Origin of the sequence: Maritimibacter alexandrii (assembly GCF_005871115.1) — a bacterium.
In the GTDB taxonomy this organism is placed as follows: Bacteria; Pseudomonadota; Alphaproteobacteria; order Rhodobacterales; family Rhodobacteraceae; genus Maritimibacter; species Maritimibacter alkaliphilus.
Window position 1 is genome coordinate 754,457 of the sequence record NZ_SWKQ01000013.1, and the last position, 21,242, is coordinate 775,698.

At 63.7% G+C, this 21,242-nt stretch carries 24 protein-coding genes; 12 read left to right on the forward strand and 12 right to left on the reverse strand.

From position 1 onward, the window contains the following. The first annotated feature begins 62 nt into the window (after positions 1–62). The 6 genes from FCT00_RS16370 (at position 63) to FCT00_RS16395 (ending at position 3,794) form a co-directional block, all read left to right on the forward strand. Entirely contained in the window at positions 63–419 is a 357-nt protein-coding gene (locus FCT00_RS16370; protein ID WP_008331291.1) for a hypothetical protein, read from the forward strand. A 153-nt stretch (positions 420–572) separates the two neighbouring features. Then, positions 573–860: a hypothetical protein gene (locus FCT00_RS16375; protein WP_138423865.1), complete on the forward strand. Its 288-nt coding sequence runs from the start codon at positions 573–575 to the stop codon at positions 858–860. A 78-nt stretch (positions 861–938) separates the two neighbouring features. Further along, the gene (locus FCT00_RS16380; RefSeq protein ID WP_138423866.1) at positions 939–1,196 is read left to right on the forward strand and encodes a hypothetical protein; all 258 of its coding nucleotides are present in this window, start codon (positions 939–941) and stop codon (positions 1,194–1,196) included. 49 nt (positions 1,197–1,245) lie between these two features. Then, positions 1,246–1,590, forward strand: a complete 345-nt coding sequence (locus tag FCT00_RS16385; RefSeq protein ID WP_138423867.1) for a hypothetical protein — start codon at positions 1,246–1,248, stop codon at positions 1,588–1,590. Positions 1,591–1,678: 88 nt separating this feature from the next. Further along, positions 1,679–3,046, forward strand: coding sequence for a 30S ribosomal protein S12 methylthiotransferase RimO (rimO, locus tag FCT00_RS16390; RefSeq protein ID WP_008331295.1), 1,368 nt, complete (start codon positions 1,679–1,681; stop codon positions 3,044–3,046). Positions 3,047–3,155: 109 nt separating this feature from the next. Next, entirely contained in the window at positions 3,156–3,794 is a 639-nt protein-coding gene (locus tag FCT00_RS16395) for a sulfotransferase family 2 domain-containing protein (RefSeq protein ID WP_138423868.1), read from the forward strand. On the opposite strand, the gene lfb1 is transcribed toward FCT00_RS16395, so the two are convergent. The 6 genes from lfb1 to FCT00_RS16425 all read right to left on the reverse strand — a co-directional run bounded on the left by lfb1 (position 3,795) and on the right by FCT00_RS16425 (position 13,015). Continuing rightward, positions 3,795–4,124 (reverse strand): LIC10280 family protein, encoded by a 330-nt coding sequence (lfb1, locus tag FCT00_RS16400; protein ID WP_138423869.1) that lies wholly within the window; start codon positions 4,122–4,124, stop codon positions 3,795–3,797. 59 nt (positions 4,125–4,183) lie between these two features. Beyond that, on the reverse strand, positions 4,184–5,587 hold the full coding sequence (locus FCT00_RS16405) for an L-serine ammonia-lyase (protein WP_138423870.1): 1,404 nt from the start codon (positions 5,585–5,587) through the stop codon (positions 4,184–4,186). A gap of 300 nt (positions 5,588–5,887) precedes the next feature. Next, positions 5,888–9,157: a carbamoyl-phosphate synthase large subunit gene (gene carB / locus FCT00_RS16410; RefSeq protein ID WP_138423871.1), complete on the reverse strand. Its 3,270-nt coding sequence runs from the start codon at positions 9,155–9,157 to the stop codon at positions 5,888–5,890. Between the two features lie 109 nt (positions 9,158–9,266). Beyond that, positions 9,267–10,508 carry a glycosyltransferase family 87 protein gene (locus FCT00_RS16415; RefSeq protein ID WP_138423872.1) on the reverse strand — a complete coding sequence of 414 codons (1,242 nt, stop codon included), beginning with the start codon at positions 10,506–10,508 and terminating at the stop codon, positions 9,267–9,269. Then, a complete protein-coding gene (locus FCT00_RS16420) occupies positions 10,505–11,677 on the reverse strand; it encodes an SAM-dependent methyltransferase (RefSeq protein WP_138423873.1) in 1,173 nt (390 codons plus the stop codon). Before FCT00_RS16420 ends, FCT00_RS16415 begins: the two co-directional genes overlap by 4 nt. Before the next feature lie 102 nt (positions 11,678–11,779). Further along, complete coding sequence (locus tag FCT00_RS16425; protein WP_138423874.1) at positions 11,780–13,015, reverse strand: SAM-dependent methyltransferase; 1,236 nt, start codon at positions 13,013–13,015, stop codon at positions 11,780–11,782. 263 nt (positions 13,016–13,278) lie between these two features. Here FCT00_RS16425 and aspS point away from each other — a divergent pair, with 263 nt between their 5' ends. Together aspS and FCT00_RS16435 are read left to right on the forward strand one after the other, a co-directional pair. Further along, on the forward strand, positions 13,279–15,057 hold the full coding sequence (gene aspS / locus FCT00_RS16430) for an aspartate--tRNA ligase (RefSeq protein WP_138423875.1): 1,779 nt from the start codon (positions 13,279–13,281) through the stop codon (positions 15,055–15,057). A gap of 1 nt (position 15,058) precedes the next feature. Next, a complete protein-coding gene (locus FCT00_RS16435; protein ID WP_008331310.1) occupies positions 15,059–15,568 on the forward strand; it encodes a DUF1993 family protein in 510 nt (169 codons plus the stop codon). A 58-nt stretch (positions 15,569–15,626) separates the two neighbouring features. On the opposite strand, the gene FCT00_RS16440 is transcribed toward FCT00_RS16435, so the two are convergent. Together FCT00_RS16440 and FCT00_RS16445 are read right to left on the reverse strand one after the other, a co-directional pair. After that, positions 15,627–16,103, reverse strand: coding sequence for a hemerythrin domain-containing protein (locus FCT00_RS16440; RefSeq protein ID WP_008331311.1), 477 nt, complete (start codon positions 16,101–16,103; stop codon positions 15,627–15,629). Positions 16,104–16,243: 140 nt separating this feature from the next. Next, a complete protein-coding gene (locus FCT00_RS16445; protein ID WP_138423876.1) occupies positions 16,244–16,426 on the reverse strand; it encodes a hypothetical protein in 183 nt (60 codons plus the stop codon). Positions 16,427–16,612: 186 nt separating this feature from the next. On the opposite strand from FCT00_RS16445, the gene FCT00_RS16450 reads away from it, so the two are divergent. Continuing rightward, positions 16,613–17,332: a GNAT family N-acetyltransferase gene (locus FCT00_RS16450; protein WP_138423877.1), complete on the forward strand. Its 720-nt coding sequence runs from the start codon at positions 16,613–16,615 to the stop codon at positions 17,330–17,332. Here the strand turns inward: FCT00_RS16450 and FCT00_RS16455 are convergent, their stop codons facing one another. Further along, positions 17,333–18,016: a response regulator gene (locus FCT00_RS16455; RefSeq protein ID WP_138423878.1), complete on the reverse strand. Its 684-nt coding sequence runs from the start codon at positions 18,014–18,016 to the stop codon at positions 17,333–17,335. Between the two features lie 146 nt (positions 18,017–18,162). Here FCT00_RS16455 and mce point away from each other — a divergent pair, with 146 nt between their 5' ends. Both mce and FCT00_RS16465 read left to right on the forward strand, forming a co-directional pair. Continuing rightward, on the forward strand, positions 18,163–18,567 hold the full coding sequence (mce, locus tag FCT00_RS16460; protein ID WP_008331319.1) for a methylmalonyl-CoA epimerase: 405 nt from the start codon (positions 18,163–18,165) through the stop codon (positions 18,565–18,567). Beyond that, positions 18,567–18,848 carry a DUF1467 family protein gene (locus FCT00_RS16465; RefSeq protein WP_138423879.1) on the forward strand — a complete coding sequence of 94 codons (282 nt, stop codon included), beginning with the start codon at positions 18,567–18,569 and terminating at the stop codon, positions 18,846–18,848. Before mce ends, FCT00_RS16465 begins: the two co-directional genes overlap by 1 nt. Here the strand turns inward: FCT00_RS16465 and FCT00_RS16470 are convergent. The 3 genes from FCT00_RS16470 to FCT00_RS16480 are packed head-to-tail and all read right to left on the reverse strand — an operon-like array spanning position 18,845 to position 20,873. Continuing rightward, complete coding sequence (locus FCT00_RS16470; protein ID WP_138423880.1) at positions 18,845–19,546, reverse strand: heme-dependent oxidative N-demethylase family protein; 702 nt, start codon at positions 19,544–19,546, stop codon at positions 18,845–18,847. The two genes, FCT00_RS16465 and FCT00_RS16470, sit on opposite strands and share 4 nt — an antisense overlap. A gap of 53 nt (positions 19,547–19,599) precedes the next feature. Continuing rightward, positions 19,600–20,298 (reverse strand): EI24 domain-containing protein, encoded by a 699-nt coding sequence (locus tag FCT00_RS16475; protein ID WP_008331324.1) that lies wholly within the window; start codon positions 20,296–20,298, stop codon positions 19,600–19,602. Then, positions 20,295–20,873 (reverse strand): nitroreductase family protein, encoded by a 579-nt coding sequence (locus FCT00_RS16480; RefSeq protein WP_138423881.1) that lies wholly within the window; start codon positions 20,871–20,873, stop codon positions 20,295–20,297. Before FCT00_RS16480 ends, FCT00_RS16475 begins: the two co-directional genes overlap by 4 nt. A gap of 109 nt (positions 20,874–20,982) precedes the next feature. On the opposite strand from FCT00_RS16480, the gene FCT00_RS16485 reads away from it, so the two are divergent. Continuing rightward, positions 20,983–21,240 (forward strand): DUF167 domain-containing protein, encoded by a 258-nt coding sequence (locus FCT00_RS16485; RefSeq protein ID WP_138423882.1) that lies wholly within the window; start codon positions 20,983–20,985, stop codon positions 21,238–21,240. Positions 21,241–21,242: the final 2 nt, after the last annotated feature.

Sequence of the window (21,242 nt, forward strand, 5' to 3'; positions counted from 1 at the left end):
TTGCTTCGAATCCGATCCCGACCGTATCCTTTCATTAACCATCCATTTCAGGGAGCAGGTTCATGAAAGTCATTCTGGCATTACCCGTCGCCTTCGTATTGGGCGGCTGCGCACTGTTCGCGCCCAAGGATCACGCCATCACCTTGCACGAGACCGGCGGCAATCAGATCGCTGTGGCGAGCACCAAGGGCGGCATGATGGTCGTCGGTGGCGCCACCACATTCGACGGTAGCGATTACGAAACCTATACCGAACATCAGGTCGATACCGACACCGGCACCGTGATCGACACGCGCCATTACGTGATGATCGAGGGCGAGATGATGGATTGCCCGCAATCCGATTGTCAGGGCACCGTCGCACGCCACTACGGCGTGCCGGGTCTGCCGTCGTCCGAGGATACCTACATCGTCCGCTAGGTCGGACAGACCGATCAATTGCGCGACATTTGCCGGGCGAGGCGCCCGGCTGATGGCATTTGCTTCCACATCGGAAACAATTAGGCGCCGTCGTTTACCACGGCACACGATCCCCCGTTTACGAAGTCGTAACCATCTGCCTTGCTCGACCACATGCGTCGTCTGGCCCTCATCCCCTGCTTCTTCCTGATCGGTTGCGACACCCCTCGCGCGATCATTCCGACGGGTCATGTCGTGGTGCAGGGCGGCAACGCCTATCCGGTCGCCATCGCACAGGACGCCCGCGCTGCGGGGCAGGAGGCAGCGGAGATCGTCGTGCGCGTCGACGGCGGGTATGTGGCCTGCGCCCCGTCATGCGGTGCGGCCATCCTACGCTATGCGGCGAAGCCGGACCCCGACCTGCTCATCCGGTTCGCCGGTCCCTATACGCGCCAACCCTAGGCGGCCCCGACCCGGCCCCAAGTTTGCGCCGAATCTCTTCGCCGTTTAAGGTTCACCTGCACCGGGGGAGGATCGCGCATGATACGACTGGCCGCGCTCGCCGCATTCGCCGTGACACTGGTCGGCTGCACCGACAGCTGGACCTATGAAAAGACTGGCCGCGCCGTCATCCACGATGGTGTCCCCTACAACATCTACGCGTTGAAGGCCGAAGTGACCAACACCTATGGCGGCTTGCCCAAGGTCACTACGGCCGAGGTCGTTCGGGTCGGCGACAAGTTCCTGCAATGCGAACCGGACTGCGGAAAAGCGGTCTTTCGCGAACTGGTGAAGTGATCGGTTTCTTCGGCCCATGTTCGGGCACTGTTCATTTCAGGAGGCGATATTGAAGCCAATTTCCATTCTTGCCCTCGGCGCACTCATGGCCCTCGCGGCCTGCGACCTCGGCGAAACGCGGACCTATCGGACCGGCAACACCGTCACCGTGAACGGCCAGAAATTCGACATCTGGGAAATGCAGAGAGTGGAGCTTGTCCGGGTGTCGGGAAATGTCGTGGAAAGCTGGGTGCCGGCCGGTCAGGAAGTGAAGATCGGCAGCGAGTTCGTGCCGTGCGAAGGCGGATGCCCCCAGACGGTGCAACGGTATCTGGCCAATGCCACGGCACGTGCCGGTCAGGTGGTCGAAAGCGCGGCGGCGACCTCGCCCCGGCTCGAGGACGTTTCGGAATAGACACCTTGCCAGCGGCCCGGCGCCGAGGCCGACGCGGCGCGGGATCGTGCCCCTTTCCACAAGCCACGGCAGCGCGTATATCCCGCTGATGTCCACGAACCCGCCCGATCTTCGCCCCGACCTCGCCCGTGCCGTGCTGCGCGAAGACTCGCGCCCCGGCCAGCCCAAAATCGGCATGGTCAGCCTTGGCTGCCCCAAGGCGCTGGTGGACAGCGAACGCATCCTGACCCGCCTGCGGGCCGAGGGCTATGCGATCAGCCCGGATTACGCGGGCGCGGATGCGGTCATCGTGAACACCTGCGGATTTCTCGACAGCGCCAAGGCCGAAAGCCTCGAGGCGATTGGCGAGGCGCTGAACCGGAACGGGCGGGTGCTGGTCACCGGCTGTCTGGGCGCGGACCCGGAGTATATCACCGGCGCGCACCCGAGCGTTCTGGCGGTCACCGGCCCGCATCAGTACGAGCAGGTTCTGGATGCGGTGCACAAGGCCGTCCCGCCCCAGCCTGACCCTTTCGTCGATCTGCTGCCCGCGACCGGGGTGACACTGACCCCGCGCCACTACAGCTATCTGAAGATTTCCGAGGGCTGCAACCACGCCTGCAAGTTCTGCATCATCCCGGACATGCGCGGCAAACTCCAATCGCGCCCGGCCCATGCGATCGTGCGCGAGGCCGAAAAGCTGGTCGAGGCGGGGGTCAAGGAACTCCTCGTCATATCGCAGGATACATCGGCCTACGGGCTCGACCTGAAATACGCCGAAGAGCGGGGACACCGCGCCCATATCACCGACCTTGCCCGCGATCTGGGGTCGCTCGGAGCTTGGGTGCGGCTGCACTATGTCTACCCCTACCCGCATGTGCGCGAGCTGATCCCGCTGATGGCCGAAGGGCTGATCCTGCCCTATCTCGACATTCCGTTCCAACATGCCGACACGGGCGTCTTGAAACGCATGGCACGGCCTGCGGCGGCGGCGCGCACGCTGGACGAGATCGCGGCGTGGCGCGAGATCTGCCCCGACATTTCGCTCCGCTCCACCTTCATCGTCGGTTATCCCGGCGAAACCGAGGACGAGTTTCAGGTGCTGCTCGACTGGATGGACGAGGCGCAACTCGACCGGGTCGGGTGTTTCCAGTACGAAAACGTCGATGGCGCGAGGTCGAACGCCCTGCCGGACCATGTGCCGGACGAGGTGAAGGAAGAGCGTTGGCATCGGTTCATGGAGAAGGCGCAGGCGATTTCCGAGGCGAAGCTCGCCGCCAAGGTGGGCAAGACCATCGAGGTCATCGTGGACGAGGTCGAGGAAGACGCCGCCACCTGCCGCACCAAGGCCGACGCGCCGGAGATCGACGGCTGCCTGTTCATCGACGAAGGCCACGAGGACCTGAAACCGGGTCAGATCGTTTCGGTCGTCGTGGACGAGGCGGGCGAATACGATCTGTGGGGACGGCTGGCCTGAGCCAGCCCCACGTCCTGAAACAATACCCCGATTTCTGTCCGATTTAGTCCAGAACGCGCCTTAATCCCCGCTTAACCCTGTTTGCCAAGGGAAAGACGAGGATCATCCGATGGTGGATTTCGAGGAGTTCGAGCTGGCCTATGCGCCGGTGCCGAAAGCGGGCAGCACAGTGGTCAAGACCGCTCTGGCGACGCTTGGCAAGACCCTGCCCGAGGCCGACGATCCGGCCTGGGTCCACAATCACATGCCGACCCGGCGGTTCAATTCCGAGACCTTCGCCCGCTCGGCCGACTTCTGGCGGTTCACAGTCATCCGCGACCCGATCGAGCGCCTGCTTGCCGTCTATACGGACCTGATCCTCGGGCGTGACGTGCTCGCCTATGCCGCCGATGTGCGGCGGGGCCGGATCGACATGCCGACGCGGCCCGAACCGGACTTTTTCTTCCAGAACCTCGACCGCTATCGCGCGGCCTCCTTCGCGATCAAGCATCACGCGATGAAACAGATGGTCTTCACCGGACCCGACCTTGGTGCCTATGACCACATCTACGATGCAGGCCGGCTGGGCGAGGTCGTGTCCGATCTGTCCTGCATGACCGGGCGGCGCATCACGCTCCCGCCGCCCGCGCAGGTCGTGTCGCACGAGCCGCTCAAGATGCGCGATCTCAAGCCCGAGACGCGCGCCATCATCCGGGCCGAGGCGGCGGCGGATTACGAGGCGTTCTCGGGGTTTCTCGTCGCCGCGTAGTCAGCGCGGGATGAGCTTGTCGAGCGCGGTGCCGTCCGCCCATGTCCCGTGCAACTCGCCATCAGGCATGATCACGTAGACGAGCGGGGCCGAACTGCCCCAGTCGATCGTCACGACATCGCCGTTCAACGGCCCCTGCCCGGTGTAGGTCTGCCCCCCGATGGTCCAGCGGATCGAAACGAACCCATCCTCCTGCACCAGTTCGGCCGCACCGGAATAGGCGCTGCCATCCGGGTTGCGCCCTTGGGCGGTGTAAGTGCCAGTGACGTCGGCGGCAGCGAGGCTGGCGATCAGCGCGAAGGGCGCGGCGAGAACAAGTCGGGGGATCATGGCGTGGCTCCTTGGAAATACGTGCCCAAGGGTAGCAGCGCACCGGAGTCTGGCAAGCCTCAGCACTCCGGCAGGTTGACCGCGATACCGCCCTGCGAGGTTTCCTTGTAGCGCACATCCATGTCGCGGCCCGTCTCCATCATCACGCGGATGCAATTGTCGAGCGGCAGGATGTGTTCGCCGTCCGAGCGCAGGGCGAGGGAAGCCGCGGACACCGCTTTGATCGCGCCCATCGCATTGCGTTCGATGCACGGCACCTGAACAAGGCCCTTGGCCGGGTCGCAGGTCATGCCGAGGTGATGTTCCAGCGCGATTTCAGCCGCGTTTTCAATCTGTTCGTTCGTGCCACCAAGGGCCGCACACAGACCGGCGGCGGCCATGGCGGAGGCCGACCCGACCTCACCCTGACAGCCGACCTCGGCCCCTGAAATCGAAGCGTTGGCCTTGATAAGCCCCCCGATGGCGGCGGCGGTCAGCAGGAAGTCACGCCGCTTTTCCTCCGTCACCTCGTCCGCCATGTGATCGCGCCAGTAGCGCAGAACGGCCGGGAGCGTGCCCGCAGCGCCGTTGGTGGGCGAGGTCACGACCCGGCCCCCGGCGGCGTTTTCCTCGTTCACCGCCATGGCGTAGGCCGAAATCCAGTCGTTCACCACATGCGGGGCGTTGCGGTTGGAGAATCTCGTCGCGGTCAGTTCGTCGTGAAGCTTCTTCGCCCGGCGTTTTACGTTCAGACCGCCCGGCAGAATGCCCTCGTTCGCGAAGCCCCGGTCGATGCAGTCCATCATAGCGTCCGCCAGCGCGTCGAGGCCCGCATCGAGATCGGCGATCCCGTTCGCCTCTTCGTTGGCGCGCTTCATCTGGGCGATCGTCAGCCCCGCGCGCTTGCCCATGGCGAGCATCTGGGCGGCGGAACCGAAGGGATAGGGATAGCCCAGCGCACGTTTCTGATCGGACAGCGAGGTGGAGTGTTCGGCGGTGAGCTCGGCCTCGGTCATGACGAAACCGCCGCCGACCGAGAAATAGGCGGTGGTCATGTAAGGGTTTCCCGCCCCGTCGAAGGCTCGGAAGATCATGCCGTTGGCGTGGTGTTCGAGCGGCGGGCCGAAGTCGAATTCGACGTCGGTTTCAGGGTCGAACCTGAGCGGCGGCAGGCCCTCGGGCGTGAGGCTGCGCGACTTGGCGAGTTGCGCAATCAGTGCCTCGCCCCGGTCCGGGTCCATCGTCTCGGGCCGCTCGCCGAGCAGGCCCAGGATCACCGCCCGGTCCGTATGGTGCCCCTTGCCCGTCCAGGCGAGCGAGCCGTGCAGGCTGACACGAAGACCGGCCATGTCACCCGCGCCCGGGATGCGTTCGTCGCTTCGCAGGGCGTCGAGAAAGCGGACAGCGGCCACCATCGGGCCCATCGTGTGAGAAGACGAGGGGCCGATGCCGCGTTTGAAGATGTCGAATACCGAAATGAACATGGGGCAAGCATAACGGGACGGGCGCGGCGTGACAGGAGCGGCGCGACATCCGCTCAGGATAAACCGACATAATAGGCTGGCGGCGTGGGGGGCGCGGTGGCCCGGCGTGGGGGTGCGGATGGTTTGGTTCAGGATACCAGAATACTAGGATTCTAGTATCCTAGTGCAAATGAAACCTTTTTCTTTCAATGACTTGAGTCACTCTCCGACCGCGAATTCGTTAACGCCGCGCATTCAGGCACGAAAAAAGGGCAGCCCGTTCAAGGCCGCCCCTTTTGCGTTTTCCCGACTTGATCGGCGTCAGGCGCTTTGCAGCGCCTCCACCTCCAACTCGCCCTCGAGCCGTGATTGCATCGCGCGGGCTGCCGCGTGGCTGGCAGCCGCCGTGGTGAAGTAGGGGATCTTGTCGTAAAGCGCGACCGAGCGCATCGTGCGGCTGTCCTCGACCGCCTGCGCGCCCTCGGTGGTGTTCATCACAAGCTGGACGAGGCCATCCTTCATGATGTCGACGATGGTGCGCCCACCTTCGTATTGCTTGCGCACGACTTCGGTTTCGATACCCGCGTCGTTCAGGAACTTGGCGGTGCCGGAGGTGGCCATGATGGTGAAGCCCATGTCGCGCAGGATTTGGGCGGTCTCGACCATTTCGTCGGTCTTGTCGGCGTCCTTGATCGAAAAGAACACGGTGCCCTCGGTGGGCAGCATCGTGCCCGCGCCAAGCTGCGCCTTGAGGAAAGCCCGCGCAAAGCTCTTGTCAGACCCCATGACCTCGCCGGTCGAGCGCATTTCGGGCCCGAGCAGCGTGTCGACGCCGGGGAACCGGGCGAAGGGCAGGACCGCTTCTTTCACCGCGTATTTGTCGATCAGCGGGTCGATCAGATCGAAGGTGTCCAGCGTCTCACCCGCCATCACGCGTGCCGCGATCGAGGCGATGGGCGAATTCACGGCTTTCGCCACGAAAGGCACGGTCCGCGAGGCGCGGGGGTTCACTTCGATCAGGTAGATCTCGCCATCCTTCACCGCGAACTGGACGTTCATCAGGCCGACGACGCCAAGCTCCAGCGCGAGCGCCTCGGACTGAGCCTTGAGGCCGTCGATGATCCCGTCGGACAGCGAATAGGGCGGTAGCGAACAGGCGCTGTCGCCGGAGTGGACGCCCGCCTCTTCGATATGCTGCATGATGCCCGCGACATGCACGGTCTTGCCGTCGCAAAGCGCATCTACGTCGATCTCCACCGCGCCGGACAGGTAGCTGTCGAGCAGCACGGGGCTGTCACCGGACACGACCACGGCGTCACGGATATACCGCTTGAGCCCGTCCATATCGCGCACGATTTCCATGGCGCGACCACCCAGAACGTAGGACGGGCGGATCACCAGCGGGAAGCCGATGCTTTCGGCGATCTCAAGGGCTTCCTCGTCCGAATGGGCGATGCCGTTCTTCGGCTGCTTCAGGTCCAGCTTGTTCACGAGGTCCTGGAACCGCTCGCGGTCTTCGGCGCGGTCGATGGCGTCGGGCGAGGTGCCGAGGATCGGGATACCCGCCGCCGACAGGTCGTTCGCGAGTTTCAGCGGGGTCTGGCCGCCGAACTGAACGATGACACCGTGAAGCGTGCCCGCCTCCTGCTCGACGCGCAGGATTTCCATGACGTGCTCGAAGGTGAGCGGCTCGAAATACAGGCGGTCCGACGTGTCGTAGTCGGTCGAAACCGTCTCGGGGTTACAGTTGACCATGATGGTCTCGTATCCCGCGTCGGTCAGGCTGAAACAGGCGTGACAGCAGCAGTAATCGAACTCGATCCCCTGCCCGATCCGGTTCGGACCACCGCCGAGGATGACGACCTTCTTGCGGTCCGAGGGTCGGGCCTCGCATTCCACCTCGCCCATCATCGGGACTTCGTAGGTGGAATACATATAGGGCGTCTGCGCTTCGAATTCGGCGGCGCAGGTGTCAATCCGCTTGAACACGGCGTTCACGCCAAGGTTCTGGCGCGCGCGGCGCACCTGACCTTCGTCGCGGCCCGTGAGGATCGCGAGGCGGGCGTCGGAGAAGCCCATCATCTTGAGCTCGCGCAGCCCCTCTTCCGTCACCGGGAGGCCGTCGTGCCGCACACGATCCTCGGCCTCGACGATTTCGCGGATACGGGCCAGGAACCACGGGTCGAACTGGGTGACGCCGAAAATCTCGTCATCCGACAGCCCGTGGCGCATCGCCTGCGCGATGGTGCGCATCCGGTCCGGGGTCTTTTTCGACAGCGCCGCGATGACGGCGGCCTTGTCCGGCGCGCCCTCGATTGCGACCTCGTCGAAACCGGTGAGGCCCGATTCCATCGAAGCGAGCGCCTTTTGCAGCGATTCGTGGATCGTGCGGCCGATCGCCATCGCCTCGCCCACCGATTTCATCGCGGTGGTCAGCGCCGGCTCGGAGCCGGGGAATTTCTCGAAGGCGAATTTCGGGATCTTGGTGACGACATAGTCGATGGTCGGCTCGAACGAGGCCGGCGTGACCTTGGTGATGTCGTTGTCCAACTCGTCCAGCGTATAGCCGACGGCCAGTTTCGCGGCGATCTTGGCGATAGGAAAGCCCGTGGCCTTCGACGCCAGCGCGGACGAGCGCGACACGCGCGGGTTCATCTCGATCACGACCATCCGGCCGTTTTCGGGGTTCACCGCCCATTGGACGTTGGAGCCGCCGGTTTCCACCCCGATCTCGCGCAGCACGTTGATCGAGTGCGTGCGCATGATCTGGTATTCCTTGTCGGTCAGCGTCAGCGCGGGCGCGACGGTGATGGAATCGCCGGTGTGAACGCCCATCGGGTCCACGTTTTCGATGGCGCAGACGATGATGGCATTGTCGGCCTTGTCGCGCACGACCTCCATCTCGAACTCTTTCCAGCCGAGGAGCGACTCGTCGACGAGGATCTGGTTCACCGGCGAGGCATCCATCCCCGAGCGGCAGTAATAGATGTATTCCTCGCGGTTATAGGCGATGCCGCCCCCGGTGCCGCCCAAGGTAAAGGCAGGGCGGATGATCGCGGGCAGGCCGATTTCCTCGAGCGTTTCGAGCGCGATCTGAACGCCCTTTTCGAGGTCGGCCTTGCCGTCGGCTTTCTTGGGCGCGGTGACGATGGTGGCGCGCGGGTTCTCGATGCCCAGACGATCCATCGCCTCGCGGAAGAGCTTGCGATCTTCCGCCATTTCAATGGCTTCGCGTTTGGCGCCGATCAGTTCGACGCCGTGTTCTTCGAGCACGCCCATGTCGGCAAGCGCCAGTGCGGTGTTCAGCCCGGTCTGCCCGCCCATCGTCGGCAGAAGCGCGTCGGGCTTTTCCTTGGCGATGATCTTGGCGACGATCTCGGGCGTGATCGGTTCGATGTAGGTGGCGTCGGCCAGACCCGGATCGGTCATGATCGTCGCCGGGTTCGAATTCACGAGGATGACGCGATAACCCTCTTCGCGCAGCGCCTTGCAGGCTTGCGCCCCGGAGTAATCGAATTCGCAGGCTTGCCCGATAATGATGGGGCCCGCGCCGATAATCATGATGGACTGGATGTCGGTTCTTTTCGGCATGACGTCACCTCGGCAAAGGGCCAGCGGCGCCCGGGTGGCCCGGTCCGCAAATTGTCGTGGGTTATAGACACGAGGCGTTCGGGGGCAAGGGGGGTTTCTTGAAAATCCCCTATGGGTTCGCTTCGCGCCGGGCCGCAAGCACCACGAAGCCCAGCATGACGAGCGTCGCGCCGGTGTTGAGCAGGACGGGGAGCAGTCCAATGCCGCGCGTATCGCCGAAATAGATGAACACCGGCAGGCTGAGGGGCAGCGCGATCAGGGCGATTCCGAGGATCGCGATGCGCCGCGGGAGGACTTCGATCAGGCCCGGCAACAGGATCAGCGGCAGGATCAGGTAGTGGACCCAGCCCAGCGGATTGGCGAGCAACGTAATGAGGACGAGGCCCATGAGCCGGGTCCAGAGCCTGAGCCGAAGGGCGAGATTGCGGGTGCCCCACCAGAGCGCCGCCGTGGCCGCGATCAGAAAGCCACGGGTCAGCCAGGCGATCCACGCGGTTTCCGGCACCATGTGGGGCCGCACGGTCAGGTCGCCCTCGCCCGTCAGCATGTAGCGGGCATAGTAAAACGCCTGTTCGAGCGACACGTTGAGCGGGCTGATGAGAATCTGCGCCTCGATTGCGGCCAGTTTGGCGACGAGTTCGGGGTGCAGCGCCCATCCGGCGGTGCCGATGGAGGCGAGGAACAGGACGGCCATGAAAACAGCGAAGCTGGCGAGCGCCGTCCACCGCTTCTCCATGATGAAGATGAGCGCCAGCAGCACGGGCGAGATTTTGGCCATCGCCGCCAGCGCGAGGAACCCACCTGCAAGGATGTCGCGTTTCTCGGCCAGCGCCACGAACGAGGCGAGGATGAAGGCCGAGACGATCACCTGCGGCTGACCGAACCAGAACGCCATGTATCCCGGTGCGGTCGCGATCATCAGCGCGAAGGACAGGAGCGCCCAGCCCACCGGGCCGATCTGGATCGGGCGCATCAGCCGCCAAGCGAGCCACACCATCCAGACGGTGGCGGCGGCGTTCAGCACCAGAGAAACGTCGAAAAAGACCTGAGCGCCGACCGAGGTGGCGGCAGGCGCAAGTGCGGCGGCCCAGAGCGGAGGGTAGAGATAGGGGGTGAACTGCGGGGCCGAGAACCCCTCCCCCTGCGCCCAGTTTATCCACTCGACCGGCGGGTCGGTCAGGAAGGGGCGCGGCCCCGCGTCATAGACCAGCGCGGGTAGGCCTTCTCCGAACGAGCGCGCGGCATAGTAGATCGCGGACAGGTCGATCTTCCACGACCCCCAGTTCAGCATGACGATGGCGACGGCCCAGACCCCGGCGATCAGCGCGGCAATCAGGGCGTCACGGGTCATGGATAAAGATACTCGCGATTGGTCGGAACGGCGTGCTGATTATGTGCCAGTTGGAACTGGAAGATGACAAGCCCAAGCTCCGAGAAACTCATCTCGGAGGCCGTCAGGTAATAGCGCCACATGCGGACGAACCTGTCGTCGAACATCTCGCGCACCGTGTCCACGTGTTCCTCGAACAGTGCCTTCCACGCCTGCATGGTGCGGATGTAGTGGTCGCGCCATACCTCGATATCCGTGGGCAGCAGGTCGGTTTTCTCGACGACCGACATGACTTCGGACATGGCCGGTATATAGCCGCCGGGGAAAATATACTTGTGAATGAAGGGCGAGGTTTGGCCGGGCGGCGTGGTGCGCCCGATGGTGTGAACCAGCGCGACGCCATCGGGGGCGAGCACGTTGGAAATCTGATTCATGAAGACGGGGTATTGCGGCTGGCCCACATGCTCCATCATGCCGACCACCACGACGCGGTCGAAGGTCTCGTCGAGATGACGGTAATCCATCAGGCGGAAATCGGTCTTGTCCGCGACCCCTGCGGCCTCGGCCCGCCTTTCGGCTTCGGCTAGCTGCTCTTTCGACAGCGTCACCCCCGTGACCTGCGCGCCGAAGGTCTTGGCCAAGTGGATCGACAGCCCGCCCCAGCCGGACCCTATGTCCAGCACGCGCATCCCCGGCTCGATCAGCAGCTTCTTCCCGATGTGATCCATCTTGGCGATCTGGGCCGCGTCGATATCCATATCGGGTTCGCGGAAATAGCCGCAGGTATATTGCAGGTTCTGATCGAGGAAGAGTTTGTAAAGTTCGGTCGGCAGGTCGTAATGCACCTCGACGTTGCGCCGGGCGACCGAAAGCGGGTTGTGCTGGGCGATCCGGCGCAACCCGGTGCGCGCGCCCGCCGCCGCGGCCGAGAACCGGCCCGACCCGTTCTTGCGGACGTTGCGCGAAATGAGGCGCAGAAAGCCGGTGAGATCGTCGTCGTCGACGGTCAGCCCACCTTCCATATACCCCTCGCCCAGCGCGAGTTCTGGGTTCTGCATCAGGCGCTTCATGAGCCCGGCATCGGTGATGCGCAGATGGACGGGCGTGCCGATGGCGTCGCCGTAGCGTTCGCGCACCCCATCGGGCCATGAAATCGTCAGGTCACCGTCGGTGACGAGGCGCTGAACCATGCGCCTGAGCATACCTGCAAACATTGATTGTCCCGCTCGCGTCTGTCTGTCGGCGTGCACCTTAGACGCGAGTGGGCACAGGTAAAAGCGGTTAACGGACGGTTATTCAGCCGCCTTCGCGTAAGCGTCCTTGTCCGACACCTCGCCCTCGTAAGGATACAGATAATCGCGCGTGACCGGGGCCGCGGTGAAGGTCTTCCCGATCTGCACCTGATAGACGAGGAGCGATCCGTCGCGGAACGCCGCCTCCATCGCCAGCAGGTAGTAACGCCACATCCGCACGAAGCGGTCGTCGTATAGCGCGCGGGCCTTGTCGGCTTTTTCCATGAAACGGTCGTGCCAGTGACCGAGCGTCTTGGAATAATGCGTGCGCAGCACCTCGATATCCTGAAGGACGAGGTAGTGCTTGTCGATGGGCGCGACCATTTCGGACAGGGCCGGAGAATAGCCGCCGGGGAAGATGTATTTCACCATCCACGGGTCGGAGTAATTCGGCGGCCCCACATGCCCGATGGTGTGGATCAGCGCGAGGCCGTCATCCTTGAGCAGGTCCTTCACCTTGCCGAAATACTGGTCGTAATAGGGGACGCCCACATGCTCGAACATGCCGACCGACACGATCCGGTCGAACGACTCGGTCACGTCGCGGTAATCCTGAAGCCGGATATCGATCCGGTCGGACAGCCCCGCGTCTTGGGCGCGTTTCACCGCGATGGCGTGCTGTTCCTTCGACAGCGTCACACCGACCACGTGCGCGCCATAGTCGCGCGCGAGCGTCAGCGCCATGCCGCCCCAGCCGCAGCCGATGTCGAGCACCTTCATGCCCGGTTCGATCCGCAGCTTGTGCGCGATGTGATGCTTCTTCGCCTCCTGCGCCTCGTCCAGCGTCATGTCGGGTCGGGCGAAATAGGCGCAGCTATATTGCCGGTCGGCATCGAGGAAGAGATCGTAAAGCTCACCCGACAGGTCATAGTGATGCGACACGTTCGAGCGCGACTTGAGCAGGCTGTTGGACTGCGCGAGTTTGCGGAACGTCTGTTTGGTGAGATCGAGAGGCTTCTGGAACCAAGGCCGCTCGGCCTTGTAGATCGCTGGGATCGCAACGGCGAAGAACCCGCGCAGATCGTCGATTTCGATCCGGCCATCCATATAGCCTTCGCCAATGGCAAGCTCGGGGTTCAACACCAAGTCCTTGATGATGCCTTTGTCGCGGACCCGCACATGCGTTTCCGGCGAACCCGACCCGTATCGGTGCGACGTGCCGTCGGGCATGGTGACGTGAAGTGTGCCATGCCGGAAAAAATGTTTCAGCATGACGTCAAGCAAAGCAGTCCACATAGCAGGCTCCCTGATTGGCCGGCGCCTTTCCCGCCGGCTTCCCAAATCGCGTGTCTGCTCTTTCCCGCAACGGTTCCGTCGTCGGGAAAGATCCCACCCGAAACGCCGCCTCACACGTTAATGTTTGGCAAAAATGTCTGTTCTGTAAAGGTTCCTTTGCGCACAAAGGTTCCCACTCCGGTGCATTTCCCCCTGTCGGGCTTGACTTCACCCCCGCCGCAAGGTGTATCGGCCCGGACTGAAATCGACCCCGAGGGACCATCATGCACGCCTATCGCAGCCACACCTGTGCCGATCTGACCAAGGCCAACGTGGGCGATACCATCCGCCTGTCAGGCTGGGTGCATCGCGTGCGCGACCACGGCGGCGTCCTGTTCATCGACCTGCGCGACCATTACGGCGTGACGCAGATTCTGGCGGACGAGGACAGCCCGGTGTTTGCCGAGGTCGAGAAACTCCGCTCGGAATACTGCATCCGCATCGACGGCAAGGTTCTGGCGCGTGACGAGAGCCTGGTGAACCCGAAGCTGCCCACCGGCGAGATCGAAGTGTTCATTCAGGACATGGAAGTGCTGGGGGCCGCGCAGGAACTGCCGCTCATGGTGTTCGGCGATCAGGAATATCCCGAAGAAACCCGCCTGCGTTATCGCTACCTCGACCTGCGCCGCGAAGAGATGCAGCGCAATATCACGCTGCGCTCGGACGTGATCGCGTCGATGCGCAAGCGGATGTGGGATCAGGGGTTCCGCGAATATCAGACGCCGATCATCACGGCCTCTTCGCCCGAAGGCGCGCGCGACTTCCTCGTGCCCTCGCGCCTGCACCCCGGCAAGTTCTATGCCCTGCCGCAGGCCCCGCAGCTGTTCAAGCAGCTCATTATGGTGTCGGGCTTCGACAAGTATTTCCAGATCGCGCCGTGCTTCCGCGACGAAGACCCGCGCGCCGACCGCTCGCCCACCGATTTCTACCAGCTCGACCTCGAAATGAGCTTCGTCGAGCAGCAGGACATTTTCGACACAATCCAGCCGGTCATTCAGGGCGTGTTCGAAGAGTTCGGCGGTGGCCGCAAGGTCGATACGACGTGGGAACAGATCAGCTACGCCGACTCGGCGCTGTGGTATGGCACCGACAAGCCGGACCTTCGCAACCCGATCAAGATGCAGGTCGTCAGCGAACATTTCGCAGGGTCGGGTTTCGCGATCTTCGCGAAACTGCTTGAACAAGACGGCACCGAAATCCGCGCGATCCCGGCGCCCGGTGGCGGCAGCCGCAAATTCTGCGACCGGATGAACGCGTTCGCCCAGAAAGAGGGCCTGCCGGGGATGGGCTATATCTTCTGGCGTGACGGCGACAACGGCATGGAAGCCGCAGGCCCCCTCGCCAAGAACATCGGCCCGGAGCGCACCGAGGCGATCCGCGAGCAGCTTGGCCTCGGCGTCGGCGATGCGGCGTTCTTCCTCGGCGGCAAGCCGGAAAGCTTTGAGCGTGTGGCGGGCAAGGCGCGGACCGTGATCGGTGAAGAGCTTGGCCTCACCGACATGGACCGTTTCGCCTTTGCGTGGATCGTCGACTTCCCGATGTATGAGAAGGACGAGGAAACCGGCGATATCGACTTCTCGCACAACCCGTTCTCGATGCCGCAGAACCTCGACGATCTCGACGGCGATCCGCTGGCGGTGCTCGGCTATCAATACGACCTCGCCTGCAACGGCTATGAGCTGATTTCGGGTGCGATCCGCAACCACAAGCGCGAGGTCATGTTCCGCGTGTTCGAGAAAGCGGGTTACGGGCAGGACGAGGTGCTGAAACGCTTCGGCGGTCTCGCCACCGCGTTCCAGTACGGCGCTCCGCCGCACGGGGGTTGTGCCGCCGGGATCGACCGGATCGTCATGCTGCTCGCCGACGAGGCGAACATCCGTGAGGTCATGATGTTCCCGATGAACCAGCGCGCCGAAGACCTGATGATGGACGCGCCGTCGGAGCCGACGAACGAGCAGCTTCGCGAATTGTCGCTGCGCGTCATCGAGCAGCCGAAAGACTGACATGGCGGCACCGGCGCTTTATCAGGCTTCGGTGCCGGTTTTCCTGCACTACCTCGAACAGGCGCGCGGGCTGGTGTCCGCCTGTCGCGGGCGACCGGAGCTGCTTGAGGGCAAGCTCGCCCCGGATATGTTTTCGGCGGCCCAGCAATTCGCGACGGCGGCTGGCTTTTCGCTGCGCGGGACCTTTCCGCTGATCGGTGAGCCGGTGCCGGAGTTCCCGAGCGCGGCAATGGATCGTGAGGGCATTCTGACCCGGATCGATTTCGCGCATGAACGGCTGGTGACGATGGACCCGGCCGCGTTCGAGGGGGCCGAAGCGCGGCGCATCAGGCACCTTGCAGGGTTCGCGGATCTCGACCAGCGCGGGGCGGATTACCTGAACCTGTTCGCGATACCCAATTTCATGTTCCACCTGTCGATCGGGTTCGCGGTGCTCAGGCAGGGCGGCATGGACATCGGCAAGGCCGATTTCGACGGGCTGCACGACTATCCGCCGGGGTTCCGGTTCTGAAACGAGAAACGCCCGCGGCAATGCGCGGGCGTTTCCGATTGAAGTGCACCTTTAGACCTCAATCCTCGAGGTGGTCCTCTTTTTTCTTCTGGACCAGCCCGAGTTCCTTTTCCTTGCGATCAAGGAAACGCTGGCCGTAGGCGTCGTTATCTTCTTCGCCGACGACCTTTTTCGCGCGGGTGAAGACCTCGTCTTCTTCCTCTTCCATGTGATGTTCGTAGTCGTGCTTGAGCGTCTTGAAGCGGGTCAGCCAGCCGGGCGACGACATGTCCATCTCGTTCAGCTCTTCCACGATTTCGTCCATCTCGTGATGTTCCGCGACCGAGTGGCGGGCGGCGTCCTGCCCCCAGGTCTCGGCCATGAGCTTGGAGTAGAACTCTTCCTCTTCGGCAGCGGAGTGGCTTTTGATGTCGCAGTAGAACGCATTCCACGCCTTGCGGCGTTCCGGGCTGTCGCCTTCGGTATTGGCGATTTTATCCAGCAGGTCGCGGTGCTTTTCATGGTCCGCGATGATGGCGTCGTAGATCGAGGGCATGGCTCGTCCTTTACGTGGCTGATCGTCGTTGGGCGGATAACGCGATGGCGCGCAGGCGGGTTCCCGATTGCGACGTTACGAAACGAAAAACGGCGCGACCTTTTTCAAGCCGCGCCGCCGTCCCTCGAATTTTCGTGCTGTCAGCCGGCCATCTGGTCCACGATCACCGGGACGTCCGCTTCGGACGAAACCGTGTCGGGGCCATGCGACAGCGTCAGTGCAATCGACGTGACCATCAGCGCCAGACCCGTGAACAGAACGGCCCAGTCCACAAGGGCGTTGCCGTCTTTCTGGTTGGTGAAGCGTTCGAACACGTTTTGCATCATTCTCTCCTGACCATGGCGGACGAGGTGCCTGTGAACCACCTTGTCCGTCTGTATCGTCAACCTGCCGCCCGATTGGGGCAGAAATGCGCAACCCCGGTGCCGCAATTGGCACGCTTTGGGGGATTTACAGGGGCAGTCATTCCACAATACCCCTTAGAAAATGGTTAATATTCCAAGGGTTTCATGGCTGACGAAAAGAACTTGGGGCGCGAGGTCACCGGATGGACCGCACCGCCCCGCCCGGACGGGCTGACACTGAACGGGCGGTTCGTGTCGCTCGAACCTCTGGACGCGGCCAAACACGCCGCCGACCTGTTTCGGGTCTTCGACGGCCATGATGAGTTGTGGGACTACATGCCCGTCGGCCCCTTCGCCTCGTCGTCGTCCTTCCATCGGTGGATGCGCGACGCGACCGCGCAGAACGATCCGTATTTCTTCGCGATCCGCGACGTTCAGCGCGGCAAGTGGGTCGGGTTCTGCTCACTCTTGCGAATATCGCCCGAGGCCGGGTCGATCGAAGTCGGGTTCATCACCTTCTCGCCGGAGCTTCAACGCACGCCCGCCGCGACCGAAACCATGTTCCTGCTGATGCAATGGGCGTTCGAGGCCGGTTATCGGCGCTATGAATGGAAGTGCAACGCGCTGAACCTCGCCTCGCGCCGTGCCGCCCAGCGGCTCGGGTTCAGCTACGAGGGCGTGTTCCGGCAGCACATGGTGGTGAAGGGGCGCAATCGCGACACGGCGTGGTTCGCGGTGATCGACAGCGAATGGCCCGCCTTGAAAGAGGCGTTCGGTGTCTGGTTGAACCCGGCCAATTTCGACCGCGACGGGCGGCAGAAGGAACGTCTGGCCGATCTGACCGCGCTGGTTCGGGTTGCCTCCGACCCGGCCCTCAGGCGCTGATCAGCCCTCGGCCACGCCAAGACGTCTGCGCAGCAGCGCCTCGACCTCGTCGATCCGGTCCTCTCGGATCGCTTCGACCGCTGCGGTCAGTTCCCCGTCATGGGCCGACAGGGCCAGCCCATGCAGGAAATGCGCGAGATAGTCGTAGTCTTCGCGCGACCGCGCGGCCGCGAGCAGGTCACAGGCGTTCAGAATGTCCTCGTCTAGCACGGCATGGTCCGGGTGCACCTCGCCCGACGGCACCATGCGCAAGCCCGTCGGGCGGTCCGCCTCGGGCAGCGCGTTCACAACGGCGATCTGGAACGCCCCGAGACCCTCGACCGGCTTGGCAAGAAATCCGTCGGCACCGGCGGCACGGGCCGTGTCTTCGCCATCCGGTTCGCCGGACAGGCCGAGGATCACCGGAACACGCGGCAGGGCGGTGTCGAGTTCGCGGATCAGATCTTCGCCCGACCCATCGGGCAGGCCGAGGTCCACGATCACGACACTCGGGCGGTAGACCTTGAGGTGGCGACGTGCCGAGGTCAGGCAATCGGCCCGGCGCACCCGCGCCCCGGAATGAACGCAGAGCAGGCGCAAAGCCTCGGACGCGAAACGGCTGTCCTCGACCACGAGCACGGTCATTCCCGACAACGGTTTGGCGGCCGTGGGTTTCGGCTGAACGGGAAACAGATCATCGAGCATGGCGCCCTCCTTACACCCGACAGTCACGCATTGATTCGGTGAACAGGCGGTTAACACGAAGGTCTGATGCGACGTTTTCGCCGGAGCCTTGCGTGCCCTGCGGCCCTTGGGCATAAGCGGAAACGACGCTTACGAGGGAGAGAGACATGATCGGACGCCTGAATCACGTGGCCATCGCCGTGCCGGATCTGGACGCCGCCGCGGCGCAGTATCGCGGCACGCTGGGCGCGACCGTGCGCGATCCGCAGGACGAGCCGGACCACGGCGTGACGGTCGTGTTCATCGAACTGCCGAACACCAAGATCGAATTGCTCTACCCGTTGGGCGAAGACAGCCCGATCAAGGGGTTTTTGGAAAAGAACCCGTCGGGCGGCATCCATCACATGTGCTACGAGGTGGACGATATCCTTGCCGCCCGCGACAAGCTGAAAGCCGACGGCGCGCGCGTGCTTGGCAGCGGCGAACCCAAGATCGGCGCCCACGGCAAGCCGGTGCTGTTCCTGCATCCCAAAGACTTCAACGGCTGCCTGATCGAGCTGGAGCAGGTCTGATGTCCATCACCGGCGGTGCCGTCCTTCTCGTCGTGATCTGGTTCATGACCCTGTTCATCGTCCTGCCGATCATCATGCGCACGCAGGCCGAGGATGGCGACGTGGTGCCCGGCACGCATGAGGGTGCGCCGTCGAACTTCCGCCTCGGACGCACGATGCTGATGACCACGCTTTTCGCCGTTCCGATCTGGATCGGCGTCGTGGCGATCATCCTGTCGGGAATCGTGACCGTCGATATGCTCGACTGGAACAACTACCTGGGCGAGCGGGTGCCGAACTAGGCCCGCACCAGATAGGTGTGAATCGAAAACACCACCGCATCGGTTTCGGGCAGACGCACGAGGACCTGTCGTTCGCGGCGACGGAATAGGCGCGGCTCGCCGGGAGGTTCCGGCGTGAACTCCGGCTTGGGGTTGTGCAGGTCACCGAAAAGGTAGGACAGGTTGTTCCAGCGCACGAGCGGCTGACCCACCCGCACGCAGTCGAACAGCCGCTGGACCCGTTTCGCCATTCCGTCATCATAGGCTTCGACCGGCGTGTGAATGGCGGTGAGGGGTCGCCCGATCTTTTGGGCCAGCGTCCAGCGTGAGGGAAAGCAGATCACCCCGCCTGCGAGCCAGTGTTCGACCTCGCCCGCGACCATGATCGCGAAATCCTCCTGACAGAGCCGCCCGAGGGTGGCGAGCGGGTCGGTCTTGTCGATGGCGACGGTCACGCCATCGGGACGGTCGTAGGTGTCGGCATTGATCCCGAGTTCACGGCACACGACCTCCAGCACCTCGCGCGCTGGCGCCTCCCCTTCCGGGCGCAGGGCGATCACGTCCTCCCGCCGGTGCAGGACCAAGTCATCGCGTAAGGCCATCTGCTCGGCGAAGCGTTCGTCGCGGCGCAGCCAGTCGCCCGCGGCAAGGGGCCGGGTTCCGGGCAACGGGTGCGATACCGCGTCTGCGGGCATCGAGTCGTGGAGGATTTCGCTCATACCGGCAGTTTGGGCGCTTCGGAACCGGATGCAACGGGGCGTAAAGCCAAAATTCAGCCAGCCGCGCGGCCCGTCACACGGTGATACAGGTGCGTGAAGGTCGCGGCCCCCATGACCGGGATCAGAAGGTTCAGGATCGGCACGGTGAGTGGGATCGCCATGAGGATACCGGCGAGCCAGACCTGACCGTTGAACTTGCGGCGCAACTGGTTGGCCCCGGCCCGGCCCTCACGCCGCATGGCGGCGAGTTGGAAATATTCGCGACCGAGCAGATAGCCGTTCACCACCCAGAACAGAACCGGCGCGAGCGGGCCGATGAAGAACGACAGCCCGAAGGCGAGGATGCCGAGCAGAATGGTGACGAGGATCAGGCTCGCCGCATCGCGCAACCCGTCGAGGATGGTCACGTCATGGGCGGGCGGCAGGTTCGGATAGTGTCGCTGTTCGACCGCATCCGCCACCTCGTCGAGGAAGATGCCCATGAACGCGATGGACACGGGCGTCATCAGGAAGGGCGACAGGATCACCATAAGGCCCACGATGGCCCAGCTTGCCACCGAGTCGAGCCAAGCGACCTCGCCCACGAAGGGAAGTGTGACGACTTCGGGCAGGAAAAGCCCCGCCACCCAGACGAGCGCGACGGTGATGACCGCGAGGAGCGCGATGGTCAGGCCGATACCCAGCAGCAGGACTTTACGGAAACGGCGGTCGCCAAGCTGGCCCAGCGCCTTGAAGAAATCGTCTAGGATCATGCGTCCACCCAAGCCACGATGTTGGACAGGTCCGGGCGCGGGCGATCCGGCGGCGCGCTGGTCTCCGTGCCGATATGGATGAAGCCCGCGATGCTTTCATGCGCGGCGAGGCCGAGGCCAGATTGAACGAACGCGGCATCGTGGCTGGGCCAGCCGGAAAGCCAGTTGGCGCCCCAACCGGCGGCCAAAGCGGCGTTCAGCAGCGACAGGCAGACGGCGCCCGCGGAATAGCGTTGCTCGACCTCGGGCACCTTGGGGCTTTCGACCGGGGAAAAGACGACGGCGACGGCCAGATCGGCATCGGCGAACTGGCGATAGGATTTCTCGATCTTCTCGGGCTCGATGCCCAGCGCCGCCCCGCGCGGGCCGACCGCATCGGCAAGACGGGTCAGCGCGGGCTTGCCCAGCACGATGAAACGCCAAGGCTCCAGCTTGCCGTGATCGGGCGTCCGGGCGGCGGCGGTCAGAATCGGCATGAGCTCTTCGCGATCCGGCACGGGGCCGGTCAGCGTTTTGGCCGGGCGGGAGCGGCGCGTCAGCAGAAAATCGAGCGCCGCCGGGTTCTTGTCTGGCATGAAGGTCTCCTGTCCGTCCCGGTGCATGTCGGCACTTTTCACGTCCACGTCAACAGCAGGGGCGAAAATGGGCTGTTGTCCCGCATCCTCGGATCGGGGATGAGACGGCATGAAGAAGGGTGAACTGGCTTATCTGGCGGTGCCGGGGTCCGAACTGGCCGTGCGCGTGACACCGAAAGCGTCGCGCAACGCCGTGTCGGTGGATGAGGACGGGCACCTGAAGGTCAGCGTGACAACGGTGCCGGAGGACGGCAAGGCGACGGCGGCGGTGGTGAAGCTGCTGGCCCATGCGCTCGGCGTGGCCAAGTCGGATCTGACGCTGGTGCGCGGCGCCACGTCACGCGACAAGGCGTTTCGGATCGACTGAAC

Coding starts and splice junctions, on each gene's coding strand:
- FCT00_RS16380 (WP_138423866.1), top strand. CDS start 939: ATGATACGACTGGCCGCGCTCGCCGCATTCGCCGTGACACTGGTCGGC.
- lfb1 (WP_138423869.1), bottom strand. CDS start 4,124: ATGATCCCCCGACTTGTTCTCGCCGCGCCCTTCGCGCTGATCGCCAGC.
- mce (WP_008331319.1), top strand. CDS start 18,163: ATGATCGGACGCCTGAATCACGTGGCCATCGCCGTGCCGGATCTGGAC.
- FCT00_RS16415 (WP_138423872.1), bottom strand. CDS start 10,508: ATGACCCGTGACGCCCTGATTGCCGCGCTGATCGCCGGGGTCTGGGCC.
- FCT00_RS16475 (WP_008331324.1), bottom strand. CDS start 20,298: ATGATCCTAGACGATTTCTTCAAGGCGCTGGGCCAGCTTGGCGACCGC.
- FCT00_RS16440 (WP_008331311.1), bottom strand. CDS start 16,103: ATGCCCTCGATCTACGACGCCATCATCGCGGACCATGAAAAGCACCGC.
- FCT00_RS16395 (WP_138423868.1), top strand. CDS start 3,156: ATGGTGGATTTCGAGGAGTTCGAGCTGGCCTATGCGCCGGTGCCGAAA.
- FCT00_RS16450 (WP_138423877.1), top strand. CDS start 16,613: ATGGCTGACGAAAAGAACTTGGGGCGCGAGGTCACCGGATGGACCGCA.
- rimO (WP_008331295.1), top strand. CDS start 1,679: ATGTCCACGAACCCGCCCGATCTTCGCCCCGACCTCGCCCGTGCCGTG.
- FCT00_RS16445 (WP_138423876.1), bottom strand. CDS start 16,426: ATGCAAAACGTGTTCGAACGCTTCACCAACCAGAAAGACGGCAACGCC.
- FCT00_RS16420 (WP_138423873.1), bottom strand. CDS start 11,677: ATGGTTCAGCGCCTCGTCACCGACGGTGACCTGACGATTTCATGGCCC.
- FCT00_RS16370 (WP_008331291.1), top strand. CDS start 63: ATGAAAGTCATTCTGGCATTACCCGTCGCCTTCGTATTGGGCGGCTGC.
- FCT00_RS16375 (WP_138423865.1), top strand. CDS start 573: ATGCGTCGTCTGGCCCTCATCCCCTGCTTCTTCCTGATCGGTTGCGAC.
- FCT00_RS16470 (WP_138423880.1), bottom strand. CDS start 19,546: ATGAGCGAAATCCTCCACGACTCGATGCCCGCAGACGCGGTATCGCAC.
- carB (WP_138423871.1), bottom strand. CDS start 9,157: ATGCCGAAAAGAACCGACATCCAGTCCATCATGATTATCGGCGCGGGC.
- FCT00_RS16465 (WP_138423879.1), top strand. CDS start 18,567: ATGTCCATCACCGGCGGTGCCGTCCTTCTCGTCGTGATCTGGTTCATG.
- FCT00_RS16480 (WP_138423881.1), bottom strand. CDS start 20,873: ATGCCAGACAAGAACCCGGCGGCGCTCGATTTTCTGCTGACGCGCCGC.
- FCT00_RS16405 (WP_138423870.1), bottom strand. CDS start 5,587: ATGTTCATTTCGGTATTCGACATCTTCAAACGCGGCATCGGCCCCTCG.
- FCT00_RS16425 (WP_138423874.1), bottom strand. CDS start 13,015: ATGTGGACTGCTTTGCTTGACGTCATGCTGAAACATTTTTTCCGGCAT.
- FCT00_RS16455 (WP_138423878.1), bottom strand. CDS start 18,016: ATGCTCGATGATCTGTTTCCCGTTCAGCCGAAACCCACGGCCGCCAAA.
- FCT00_RS16485 (WP_138423882.1), top strand. CDS start 20,983: ATGAAGAAGGGTGAACTGGCTTATCTGGCGGTGCCGGGGTCCGAACTG.
- FCT00_RS16435 (WP_008331310.1), top strand. CDS start 15,059: ATGGCGGCACCGGCGCTTTATCAGGCTTCGGTGCCGGTTTTCCTGCAC.
- aspS (WP_138423875.1), top strand. CDS start 13,279: ATGCACGCCTATCGCAGCCACACCTGTGCCGATCTGACCAAGGCCAAC.